The organism is Schlesneria sp. (assembly GCF_036405755.1).
Classification (GTDB): Bacteria; Planctomycetota; Planctomycetia; order Planctomycetales; family Planctomycetaceae; genus Schlesneria; species Schlesneria sphaerica.
In genome coordinates this window covers 1-11,512 of the sequence record NZ_DASWWZ010000084.1, presented here as the reverse complement: position 1 = coordinate 11,512, position 11,512 = coordinate 1, and the positions used below count along the sequence as shown (strand labels likewise).

Sequence of the window (11,512 nt, the reverse complement as noted above, 5' to 3'; positions counted from 1 at the left end):
CCCCGGTCTTCGTCCGATTTTCGACGGTTGTGGGCAGCCGAGGGTCGCCCGATCTGGCTCGTGACGCAAGGGGTTTTGCGGTCAAGTTCTATACGAAAGAGGGGAACTGGGACCTTGTCGGAAACAACATCCCGGTCTTCTTTATTCAGGACCCGATCAAGTTCCCGGATATGGTTCACGCTTTTCGTCCCGAGCCTGACCGAGGTTTCCCGCAAGCTCAGACCGCTCACGATAACGCTTGGGACTTCATTTCCCTCACCCCCGAAAGTATGCACATGGTGATGTGGGTCATGTCAGACCGGGCGATTCCACGGTCCTACCGATTCATGGAAGGTTTCGGCGTACACACGTTCCGTCTCGTGAATGCCGAGGGAAAATCGACCTTTGTGAAGTTCCACTGGAAACCGAAGCTGGGTCTGCAATCAGTCGTCTGGAATGAAGCAGTAAAGATTAACGGAGCGGACCCTGACTTCCATCGTCGCGACCTCTGGAACGCGATTCAGAATGGAGACTTCCCCGAATGGGAACTCGGACTGCAATTGTTCGACGAAAAATTCGCGGACCAGTTCGGCTTCGATATCCTGGACCCCACCAAGATCATCCCTGAAGAGGAAGTCCCTGTCCGGATTGTCGGCCGACTGGTTCTTGATCGTTGCGTTGACAACTTCTTCCACGAAACCGAACAGGTTGCATTCTGTACCCAGAACATTGTTCCCGGGCTCGACTTCACGAATGACCCGCTGCTGCAGGGCAGGAACTTCTCGTACCTGGATACGCAACTGAAACGTCTGGGAAGTGTGAATTTCACTCAATTGCCGATCAATGCGGCCAAGGCCCTGGTCCGCAACTTCCAGCAGGACGGTCACATGAACTTCGTTAACCCCAAAGGCCGAGTAAACTATGAGCCGAACTCATGGGGTGATGATGAACGAGGCCCCCGCGAGTCGCCCAAGAAAGGCTTCCGTTCGTATCCCGAAGAAATTCAGGGGAAGAAGGTCCGCGCTCGATCCGAGACATTCGCTGACCACTACAGCCAGGCGCGCCAGTTCTATCTCAGCCAGACTGAGACCGAACAACAGCACATTGCCGACGCCCTCATCTTTGAACTGAGCAAAGTCGAAACCCCAAAGATCCGCGAACGAATGGTGGCTCATCTTCGCAATATCGATGCGACTCTCGCCACGACTGTCGCGACGGAGTTGGGGATCACTCAGTTACCCGAGCCAATCAAGGCCGCCAAACCGACGAAGCAACTGAATGCCTCGAACGCCCTGAGCATCTTGAAGAACGGCCCCAAGTCATTCGCCGGGAGGAACGTGGGTGTCCTGGTCGCCGATGGCGTCGACGATGGATTACTCGAAGGGCTGAAAGCGGCACTCAAGAAAGAAGGGGCGGGGATGACATTGATCGCTCCGCATGTTGGAAAGGTCAAAACGAAAAAAGGTGAAGCACTCACCGTCGATCAGAAGCTGGATGGAGCCCCTTCGGTCCTGTTCGATGCGGTCGTCCTGGCCGTCCCTGAGGATGCCGTCGATAAGCTCAGCCGCAAACCACCAGCACGGGACTTCATTGCGGATGCACTCGCCCATCATAAGTTCATCGGGGTGACAGAGGGGGGCAGCCAGCTATTAAAGAAGGCCGGGGGTCCTGAGAAACCAGATGATGGAATCATCGCGCTGAAATCACCCGAAGACTCCAGCAACTTCGTCTCACACTGCCGAAAGCTCCGCTACTGGAAGCGTGACCTGAATAAATAAACCGCTCAAGTCAGTAACGCGATAAAATGACGGTGTGGTGAGGACCGCGTATAGAGTCCTCTCCACACCGTTCGCTTTTAATGCCATCGATTCCCCGCGACTCACGCGTGGGTCCCCCATCTGCCCTGTCGCCGTGGACACTGACTCGCTAGACGTGACGACTCAAGAAATTCCCAGTGCCTTGATACGTGAGGCCAATGTCGTTGGTTTCATTTCCAGTAGTTGGGCCGCACCACTGGTCCCGAAGACTTTGCCATTCGTCAGCTTGAGCGCGGCTCGGATATTGTCTTCTTCCAATTGGCGGATTTGCGACGCTGTCAGGATGCTTTGGGATTCAGGTGCCGAAACGGGAAGTGAATGATTGCTGGCCCGGTGAGGCAGCTCGATATTCAGGCGACCCTTCGTGGAGGTGATGGTGGCGCGTTCGATGACGTGCTGCAGTTCGCGAATATTGCCCGGCCAGTCATATTGCTGGAGCATCTGAACGGCGGCCAGCGTCAGGGGAGGCTTAGGTCGTCCCAGCCTGCGTGAGGAAAGCTCCAGAAAATGCTCTGCAAGGACCGGAATGTCCTCCAACCTTTTCCTGAGAGGCGGAATTTCGATCGGGAAGACACTCAGTCGGTAGTACAGGTCTTGCCGAAATCGGCCCGCATCGGCTTCACTGCGCAGCTCCCGATTGCTGGCCGCAATGATTCGGACATTGACACGACGAGTTCGTTCTTCGCCGACCCGCTCCAGTTCCCCCTCCTGAAGCACTCGGAGCAACTTGGATTGAAGTTCAAGCGGTATTTCACCGACTTCGTCCAGAAACAGTGTTCCTCCTTCGGCCAGTTCGAACCGGCCCACCCGATCGCGCAGCGCCCCCGTGAACGCTCCTTTCACATGTCCGAAGAATTCGCTCTCATAAAGCTCGCGGGGTACAGCGGCGCAATTGACCTTAATCAACGGTCTGTCTGAGCGTTTGCTGCGTCGATGAATTTCGCGTGCAACGAGTTCTTTTCCTGTGCCACTCTCACCATAGATCAGAACGGCTGAATCCGTCGGAGCGACCAGGTCGATCTGACGCGTGACTGCTTCGAGAGCGGCGCTATGCCCGATCAACTCGCCGAACGCCGCTGATTCGGTGGCTTCCTCCCGCAGGTATTCATTCTCGAGTTCCAGTCGCTTTCGCAGCGTCTCAATCTCGGTAAAAGCGCGCGCGATCGCGATCGCGGCGGCGGCATGATCCGCGATCATCCGCAGCCAGCCCATATTCTCTTCGCAAATGAGTCGTCGTGAAAACAGAGCCAGGACCCCCAGGATTTGCCCCTGGTGGATCAATGGCTGGCCAGCAAAACCACAAATGCCTTCAGCCCTCATCCAGTCGGGTCGGGCCACCCAGTCGGGGAAAGGCTCGAAGAATTCCGGCTCTTCAATCGCTTCGCCCTTAAGAGCAATCAGTCCCACCTTTCTCACCCCCAGCGGAATATGTCGAAATTCGCCCTCGACGTTTCGCCACTCCACGCCTGCAGACGCGATCGAGCGCCCCGCACTCGCCACCAGCAGAAGACACTGGGGCTGCGTTGCGCAAACGTCAGCACTACGGCAACCTGTACAGGCATCCGTGGGCTGAGTCAGCCAGATCCTTACAAGCCCAATGCGGGGAGTCTCACTCAGCCGGGTCACGATCAGTTCCAGCAGTTCCGGAACCGATCGCTGCAGGGCGAGGTCAAGTAACAGCCCCTTGGGGTCAATCAACAGTGGTTCGCTGGGATCGCTCATGAAATCAGTATTACGAGTTTTCGGATTTGTTACACGATTTTTCGTAATTCTACGAGATTACGTAACTTGGCACTCCACCACGAAGAAACACAACCTATTACTCAAAAACAACTTCTGTGGTTTCGGCGCTACGGCACGCCGTTTGATTTACTGCCGTTTCATTGACGGCTTTACCGCCGTAATGAACTGAATACAGGAGGAATCTGATGAGCTGGTATAAGTCAATGTTTGAGTCTGCTGCGAAGTGCGATCAGGCAGGCATCGCCGTCACGCGCATCGGGCTGATCGTGGTACTCGTCTGGATCGGCGGCCTGAAGATCTACAAATACGAAGCAGACGGAATTGTTCCCTTCGTGGCAAATAGCCCGTTCATGAGTTTCTTCTACCACCAGCCCGCCGGCGAATATCAACAGCATAAAAACCGGGAAGGGGAACTGGTACCCGCCAACCGGGAATGGCACGTGCGAAACGGCACCTATGAGTTTGCCCTGGGGCTGGGAGCCGTCATTGTCGCCTTCGGTGTTCTGATTGCCCTTCACCCCTGGCTGCCGCAAGCCGCGACAATCGGAAGCTTCCTGGTCTTCGGCATGTCGTTCGTGACATTGTCATTCCTGATTACGACGCCCGAATGCTGGGTCCCTTCGCTGGGAACGTCCGAACATGGTTTTCCACTGCTGTCGGGCGCCGGACGGCTGGTCATCAAAGACGCCATCATGTGTGGAGCGGCCCTCGTCACCATGGCCGACTCAGCAAAGGCGACTCTCCAACGTATGAAAAACGTATCCTCACCTGACCTGGGATCGAACGCGGCCATCTGATTCCGGAATGGCGAGTGCTGCTGCGTTCAGGCCCTTGATGCGAATGGAAGTCAGAAATGAATACGAAGGCCAACTCTGAAGCGTCTGGTGTGATTGTCCCACCATTCACTCTTGTCACCGCGCTGAAGAAAGTCCGCGCGGCAGAGGATGGTTGGAACTCTCGCGATCCGAAGCGGGTCGCGCTGGCCTACAGCGAAGACTCGGTGTGGCGGAATCGAGACCAGTTCATCGTCGGTAGAACCGAGATCCGCCAGTTTCTCACTTCCAAATGGCAGAAAGAGCTGGACTATCGACTGGTCAAAGAATTATGGGCCTTCACCGAAGATCGTATTGCCGTGCGGTTCCAGTATGAATGGCACGATGCGGCAGGCCAGTGGTATCGAAGCTACGGCAATGAGCTCTGGCACTTCGATGATGCAGGACTGATGCGCCGTCGTGAAGCGAGCATCAACGACGTGATGATTGCACAGTCCGATCGAAAATTTGACTGGCCTGCCCCCGGGGCACGACCGGCCGATCACCCCGGCATTCCCGACGTCCGTTGAATTCAAAAACCGCTAAGCTGCATGAGTTTCCCGCGCAGTTGATCGGTGAATGACGAAGCTCACCCGAACAGCTTACGTTGTTCGGAACGTAGCGGGTTTACTCAGCGCAACATCGGAATCACCCGCTCGTTCAGACTTTTCATGGCAATGTCGAGCAGGCGATCTCACTTCTATTCGACACAGGCGAACGGGAGTTCGCCTGGCAGTTCCCACCGAACCACTCAGACACCCTTGGAATCATTGTCACCGATCATTGAACGTCGCTCACGCGAATGCCCGCACTGGTCATCAAGAATCAAAGTTGGAAATGCAATTCACCGCCTCTCGACCGCTACTCAAAACAGGAATCCGATCATGCAGTTCAACCCCGCTGATACAGCGCTTGTTGTCATTGATCCGCAGAACGATGTTCTGAGTGAAAAGGGACTCTCATGGGCCCTCGTGGGTGACAGCATCCAGGAAAACAACACCGTCGAAAATCTGGCTGCTTTGTTCGCGGAATCAAAAAAGCAGAACTATCAGACCTTTATTTCACCCCACTATCTTTATCCTCATGACCAGGGGTGGAAGTACGGTGGAATTGTCGAAGAATTGATGTTGAAGAGCAGAGAGTTTTTCCGTCCCGACCCGCTGGGGCGCGAGGGGCTGTTGGGATCAGGAGCCGACTGGCTGGACCGTTTCAAACCCTACATTGAGGATGGCAGTACGGTCGTTGTCAGCCCGCACAAGATGTGGGGGCCCCAGACGAATGATCTGGTTCTGCAGTTGCGCAAGCGCAGAATCAATAAGGTCATCCTGGCCGGGATGCTCGCCAACTTGTGTGTTGAAAGTCATCTGCGAGAATTGCTGGAACAGGGGTTCGAGGTTGCGGTCGTCAAAGACGCGACGGCCGCTCCCCGCCATCCCACCATCGGCGACGGCTACAAGGCGGCCCTCATCAACTACGGATTTCTCGCGAACGCGGTTCTTTCCACAAGCGAGACCATCACACAGCTCGGTTAACAATTGGCTCGCTTACAAGTCAGACGCAAAGCGATGCACGATCTCTTCCGCTTCCGCACGAGCAATGGAAGACACGTTTCCCATCCCATCGCCGTCCCACGACCTTAAAATTCGATCATCGTGACCGCGCGCTGGTTACCCGGAAGGCGTGCCGACACATGGACCGTACGAATTTCCGTGCGGTCCGGGTCCAGATGTTGACCCGTTTTCTTCATGAACCAATCGAGCGACACTTCCACATCATCCTTGGGCTGCAAGGGGGCCTGAGGGAAGTAGGCGAATGCTCCGTTCACTTCGATTCGCACGCTCTGCAGCGCAACATCACCGGCGTTGACGAGTCGCATCGATCGCGATTTGCCCACTTCGTCGATCATCGTCACCTGAACGGGTAGCGGTCGATCATGCGCGGCGGGCAGGATGAGGTACAGAAACGCGATAATCGCGATCGGGCAGAATAGCACTCCGCCGAACAACAGGGTTAAACTTCGGCTATTCAGTTTCAGGCCCGGACGCCGAGAATCCTGCATTGAGTCGACAGTGAGGTCTGCGGGTGTGGACATTGAACGCCTTCCCATAATGCTCGATTGAATCGTCTGGGCGATCAACGTTGTCGTCACCTTTTGAACGCGATCGGGCAGATAAAATTATGCCGATAGATCAAGTGCAAAGCCTCGCCTCCTCATCAGAGGAACCGCGGAAGCTCAACCTGTCCTATGATATTGACGCCCGGACAGAGATCAATGTCCGCGGAGTGATTGCGCTGCGATGGGTCGCCGTGTCGGGGCAGTTGCTGACGATTCTTGCGGTGCAGGGACTGCTGGGGGTGAGTCTTCCTCTCCGTCCCTTACTGATGGTTCTGGGGCTGACCTCCGTGCTGAACGTAGGCCTGATGATTGCTCATCGGATCATTCCGGCACGGTTTCCCGGATTCTCCAGCACTTACTGGCAGCAGGTGCTGGGGTTGACGATGGCGTTTGACCTGGCGGCCCTGACAGCGCTTCTCTACCTGACGGGGGGAATCTCTAACCCGTTCACGTCTTTTTTCTTTGTGAATATTGTCCTGGCAGCCATTCTGCTGCCACAGGGATGGGTCTGGTTCCTGACGCTGCTCGGAATCGGCTGTGTGGCACTTCTGAACTCGTGGTATCGACCGCTGGCTGAACTCGATCCGGCGCAAGCAATGCGCGGAGCGTTGCCTCTGGGAATGACGATTTCCCGCCTTGGTTCGTTTGTCGCTTACGCCGCGTGCAGCAGCATCATCGTGCTCTTCATCACGCGAATTCGTGGTCAGATCCAGCGGTTGGAAGATCATATTCGGGAACTGGCCCAGGAAAATGCGCGAAACGAGCGACTCGACTCCCTGGGAACTCTGGCCGCCGGCGCCGCACACGAGTTGGCGACCCCCCTTTCCACCATCGCTGTGATTATGAAAGAAGTCGAACTTGAGTTGATGAACCGAACCGTGTCGGATCAGACTGTGGCCGACATCGCGTTGATTCGTACAGAACTGGATCGATGTCGAGACATCCTCGATCGGATGTCCAGCGACGCGGGGTTGGTGATCGGGGAGTCGATCTCTACAATCACGCTAGGCGAGCTGATTCGTGAGTGCATTGAGGGCGTTGATACACGCGCTGCCGTCAAACTTGCGTACGACCCTGCGATTGAATCATTGATCCTTCGTGCTCCGATCGAAGGGTTGGCTCAGGCCGTTCGGGCACTCGTGAAGAATGCCATCGATGCCGCGGGACACCCGCAAAAGGTCACTCTTTACGCAGCGACGGCCGGTTTCAATGTTACAATGAAGATTGAGGATCAGGGAGCGGGGATCGCTCCCGAGACACTTCGCCGGATTGGTGAGCCATTTTTTACGACGAAAGAACCGGGGAAGGGGATGGGTCTGGGAGTATACCTCGCACGCAACGTGGTCGAACGACTGGGTGGGACGCTTGAATATTCATCCAAACCGGGCCGCGGAACCGTTGTATCCATCTCGATTCCGAGAGAAGTTTCGCAAGACCGAAGTTTTTCCATCGACCCTCTTGGAAACACAACAGGCTTATTTTAATTCATCCATGTGGCTTGAATTGACGATTTTTGATTTTCACCGCACACCTCGCACAGAACTTGCATCCGAGTGCACTTGAGCTGATGGAGATCCCGTTCCTCTCCAGCGAGTTGTCAATGCGGCAATGGATAATTGACTGATGACGACGATGAAAGCCAAGTCCTGCCTGATCGCTGATGATGACGATATCCTGCGAACGCGATTGGCCACCGCAATCAGTTCACGCGGTTATGACGTTCTTTCTGCCGGAAATGCCGAAGAAGCCCTGGCACATGTCGTCGCATCCTGCCCCGATATTGCCGTGATCGACATCAAGATGCCGGGAATGAATGGGCTCGAATTGCTGACTCGAATGCGCGAAAAGTGTGCAAAAACGCGAGTCGTGATTTTGACCGGCTGGGGCAGTATTGCCAACGCGATCACCGCCATCCGTGCCGGAGCTGTGAACTACGTAACAAAGCCGGCCGATGCAACAGAGATTCTTGCTGCGTTCGAGCCTGCCAACGAAATGGGAATTGTTCACGAAGAAACTGAGCTTCGCGCCCCTTCACTTGCCGAAGCCGAATGGAATCATATTCAACGGGTTCTTTCCGAGTGCAGCGGCAACATTTCTCAGGCTGCGAAGCTTCTCGAAATTCCTCGCAGAACCCTGCAGCGGAAACTGAAAAAAAATCAGTTATAACGACAATCCTTCAACGGTTGTTGATCCGTAAAGCCTCTTGCATCGACCACTTCTGATGCAACTTCCGCGACGATTTGTCGCAGTGATTGGGATCGTCTTCGAACCTATACTTCGTCGACAATAACGACCAGATTGGTGCGCTCGACGCCCCCAGCCTGTCATGGTGTCTGTCTCGAACTTCGTTACGCCTCATTGAGGCGGTGACCGCACGACGCTGATAAAGAACATATGTATTTCTCATTTCCTCGCTGGACCAACCGCTTCGCTTTCCTCGCGATTGCAGGGTTGGGTGCATCTGCCTTGTACTTGTGTGCAGTTGTCTATGCCGCGACAGCGCCAGAGACACTGAGCGTAGGACATGCGCCGAAGCAGCCGATCCCTTTCAGCCATCGCATTCACGCTGGACAATTGAAGATGGACTGCCGCTACTGTCACAACACAGTAGACAAGGCAGCCCATGCGGCAATTCCTCCTTCGGCAACTTGTGCCAATTGCCACTCCGGGGCCAGCGAGAACGGATCCGTCAAATTCAGTTCCGTTCGTAGCGAAAGCCCTGCACTTGCACTGCTGCGGCAAAGTGTTGCGACTCAGGAATCGATTCCCTGGAAACGGGTTCACGATCTTCCTGACTACGTTTACTTCGATCACAGCGCCCATGTGAATCGTGGTGTCAGCTGTGTCTCCTGTCACGGTCGCGTCGATCAGATGGATGTCGTGACGCAAGAGAAGACGCTTTCGATGACCTTCTGTCTCGAATGTCATCGGAACCCCGAAGAGAACCTTCGTCCTGTGGACAAGGTGACGGACCTTGCCTGGGTACCAGAGACCTCTGCTAAAGAGGTTGGCCACCAGGTCAAATCCGATCTTGGAATTAACCCGCGAACAAGCTGTTCGACTTGCCACCGCTAGACCGTCATTGAGCGCTTTTGCCCTCAAGATGGCCGCTGGAATGTAACCCCGACAAATGCCTACTAAGACCTGGTATCGTAGTCTCGCTGAACTGGAGAGTACTCCGGAATTCCTCGAGTTGATGCATCGTGAGTTCCCCAAGGCTGCCAGCGAATTCCCCACCGGATTCTCTCGCCGCCGCTGGTTGCAACTGATGGGTGCGTCACTGGTTTTCGGCGGTTCCGTTGGTTGCCGTTTCGAACAGGAGACACTGGCTCCGTTCGCAACCCGGCCCGCGAACCGTATTCCCGGAAAGCCCAAGTATTTCAATACGACATTCGAAATCGCCGGTGTACCGCAGGCCTTGCGGGTAACCAATTTCGACGGTCGCCCCATCAAGCTGGATGGTAATCCCGACCACGTGTCGTCGGGCGGAGCCAGCACGTCGTTCGCTCAAGCGACGGCCCTGGAGCTCTACGATCCCGACCGCGCGAGAACACCAGTACAGAAGCAGGATCGCGACTCCAAAGCACGCACCTGGCTTGAAGTCGACACCTATCTGGCTGATCTGGCCAAGGGTTGGGAGACCTCCCGCGGTGCGGAACTGGCCATCCTGGCTGAACCAACCAGTAGTCCAACTGTCGAGCGACTCCGCAATGACCTGCTCGCTCGATTCCCTGAGGCCAGGTGGTTCGAGTATGGGGCAGTATCAGACGCGAACGTTGCCGAAGGTGCAAACCTTGCATACGCAGAAGCCTTGCGTCCCCATTACAATCTCACGTCGGCCCGGGTGATCGTCGCACTCGACTGTGACCTTCTCGGTGCCCATGCCGACGCGTTGCGGTTGACGCGAGAGTACGCCAACGGACGGTCTCCTCAAGACGGCAAGATGGTGCGACTCTACGCCATCGAATCCGAATTCACCCAGACCGGAACCGCTGCCGATCATCGCCTGGCAATCAAATCGAGTCTGATCGGTGAAATCCTTGCCTCAGTCGAAGCAGGTCTTAAAGGTGAAGCGGCCGCGGCGCCGACCGAGACGACTGGCTACGCCGAAAGTGTCGTAGCCGCTCTGATTGATGATCTCCGTCATCACGAAGGCGAATCGCTGATCGCAGTGGGACCGTCACAACCCCCGGCAGTCCACGCTCTGGCACACCGCATCAACGAACAGTTGAAGAACGTCGGTAAGACGGTTTCGTTCACCCGTGTCCCGGTTCCCGAAAAAGCAGGATCGCTGGCAGACTTTGTGGCTCACACTGCCGCAGGAAAGACAAAGGCGCTGCTCATTCTCGGTGGGAACCCGGTCTATGCCGCTCCTGCAGATCTTGACGTCGCCAAGAGTTTGTCTGGAATTGCTGACCGCTTCCATTTAACGCTGTCGCCGAATGAGACCTCTGTTCATTGCAACTGGGTCCTGCCTCGCTCGCACCAGTTGGAAAGCTGGTCGGATTGCCGACTGACAGACGGAACCTACGGAATCGGTCAGCCACAGATTGCTCCTCTGTTTGAAAGCTGCAGCGAAGTCGAGTTCCTCAGCCGCGTACTGGGTGGGAATAAGGACGGCCTGGCAGTCGTACGTCAGACGGCCGTTGGAACCGCATCTCGCCTGAAAGTTGATAAAGAGTGGAACCGCGCAGTCCATGACGGCTATGTCGCCGAAACGGCTTTTGCACGGATCACCCCAGAACTGAAGTCGTTTGACGCACCTGCGGCAGGCAACTCGTGGAAAGCGGCCGCGGAAGTCAAGAATGGGGAGCTTGAACTCAACTTCTCGAGTTCTTCCAGTATCTTCGACGGACGATTCGCTAATAACGCCTGGTTGCAGGAACTGCCTCATCCGTTGACGAAGTTGACCTGGGGTAACGCTGCCGTCATGAGTCCTCAGACGGCCAGTACCCTTAATGTCAAAGATCACGACGTTGTCACGCTGGAAATCCAGGGCCGTCAGATCGAGCTTCCCGTTTACATCCTGCCAGGTCAGGCGACGG

10 protein-coding genes are annotated in these 11,512 nt (G+C 55.6%); 8 read left to right on the top strand and 2 right to left on the bottom strand.

Going from position 1 to position 11,512, the window contains the following annotated elements; translation table 11 throughout:
- A partial coding sequence (locus VGE80_RS02830) for a catalase (RefSeq protein WP_440591605.1) occupies positions 1-1,757 on the top strand: 1,757 nt, incomplete at its 5' end.
- Positions 1,758-1,919: 162 nt separating this feature from the next.
- Here VGE80_RS02830 and VGE80_RS02825 read toward each other — a convergent pair.
- Positions 1,920-3,518, bottom strand: a complete 1,599-nt coding sequence (locus tag VGE80_RS02825; protein WP_440591604.1) for a sigma 54-interacting transcriptional regulator — start codon at positions 3,516-3,518, stop codon at positions 1,920-1,922.
- A 206-nt stretch (positions 3,519-3,724) separates the two neighbouring features.
- Here VGE80_RS02825 and VGE80_RS02820 point away from each other — a divergent pair, with 206 nt between their 5' ends.
- The 3 genes from VGE80_RS02820 to VGE80_RS02810 all read left to right on the top strand — a co-directional run bounded on the left by VGE80_RS02820 (position 3,725) and on the right by VGE80_RS02810 (position 5,883).
- Positions 3,725-4,336: a DUF417 family protein gene (locus VGE80_RS02820; protein WP_440591603.1), complete on the top strand. Its 612-nt coding sequence runs from the start codon at positions 3,725-3,727 to the stop codon at positions 4,334-4,336.
- Between the two features lie 56 nt (positions 4,337-4,392).
- Positions 4,393-4,881, top strand: coding sequence for a nuclear transport factor 2 family protein (locus VGE80_RS02815; RefSeq protein WP_440591602.1), 489 nt, complete (start codon positions 4,393-4,395; stop codon positions 4,879-4,881).
- A 354-nt stretch (positions 4,882-5,235) separates the two neighbouring features.
- Positions 5,236-5,883 carry a cysteine hydrolase gene (locus VGE80_RS02810; protein ID WP_440591601.1) on the top strand — a complete coding sequence of 216 codons (648 nt, stop codon included), beginning with the start codon at positions 5,236-5,238 and terminating at the stop codon, positions 5,881-5,883.
- 104 nt (positions 5,884-5,987) lie between these two features.
- On the opposite strand, the gene VGE80_RS02805 is transcribed toward VGE80_RS02810, so the two are convergent.
- Entirely contained in the window at positions 5,988-6,443 is a 456-nt protein-coding gene (locus VGE80_RS02805) for a hypothetical protein (protein WP_440591600.1), read from the bottom strand.
- 86 nt (positions 6,444-6,529) lie between these two features.
- Here VGE80_RS02805 and VGE80_RS02800 point away from each other — a divergent pair, with 86 nt between their 5' ends.
- The 4 genes from VGE80_RS02800 to VGE80_RS02785 all read left to right on the top strand — a co-directional run.
- Complete coding sequence (locus VGE80_RS02800; protein WP_440591599.1) at positions 6,530-7,951, top strand: ATP-binding protein; 1,422 nt, start codon at positions 6,530-6,532, stop codon at positions 7,949-7,951.
- Between the two features lie 139 nt (positions 7,952-8,090).
- Positions 8,091-8,633 (top strand): response regulator transcription factor, encoded by a 543-nt coding sequence (locus VGE80_RS02795; RefSeq protein WP_397570961.1) that lies wholly within the window; start codon positions 8,091-8,093, stop codon positions 8,631-8,633.
- 228 nt (positions 8,634-8,861) lie between these two features.
- Positions 8,862-9,542, top strand: a complete 681-nt coding sequence (locus tag VGE80_RS02790) for a cytochrome c3 family protein (protein WP_440591598.1) — start codon at positions 8,862-8,864, stop codon at positions 9,540-9,542.
- Between the two features lie 55 nt (positions 9,543-9,597).
- The coding region (locus VGE80_RS02785) for a TAT-variant-translocated molybdopterin oxidoreductase (RefSeq protein WP_440591597.1) at positions 9,598-11,512 on the top strand (1,915 nt) is incomplete at its 3' end.

Excerpts from the sequence above, each read along its gene's own strand:
- VGE80_RS02825 (WP_440591604.1), bottom strand. The coding sequence starts at position 3,518 with ATGAGCGATCCCAGCGAACCACTGTTGATTGACCCCAAGGGGCTGTTA.
- VGE80_RS02820 (WP_440591603.1), top strand. The coding sequence starts at position 3,725 with ATGAGCTGGTATAAGTCAATGTTTGAGTCTGCTGCGAAGTGCGATCAG.
- VGE80_RS02815 (WP_440591602.1), top strand. The coding sequence starts at position 4,393 with ATGAATACGAAGGCCAACTCTGAAGCGTCTGGTGTGATTGTCCCACCA.
- VGE80_RS02810 (WP_440591601.1), top strand. The coding sequence starts at position 5,236 with ATGCAGTTCAACCCCGCTGATACAGCGCTTGTTGTCATTGATCCGCAG.
- VGE80_RS02805 (WP_440591600.1), bottom strand. The coding sequence starts at position 6,443 with ATGTCCACACCCGCAGACCTCACTGTCGACTCAATGCAGGATTCTCGG.
- VGE80_RS02800 (WP_440591599.1), top strand. The coding sequence starts at position 6,530 with ATGCCGATAGATCAAGTGCAAAGCCTCGCCTCCTCATCAGAGGAACCG.
- VGE80_RS02795 (WP_397570961.1), top strand. The coding sequence starts at position 8,091 with ATGACGACGATGAAAGCCAAGTCCTGCCTGATCGCTGATGATGACGAT.
- VGE80_RS02790 (WP_440591598.1), top strand. The coding sequence starts at position 8,862 with ATGTATTTCTCATTTCCTCGCTGGACCAACCGCTTCGCTTTCCTCGCG.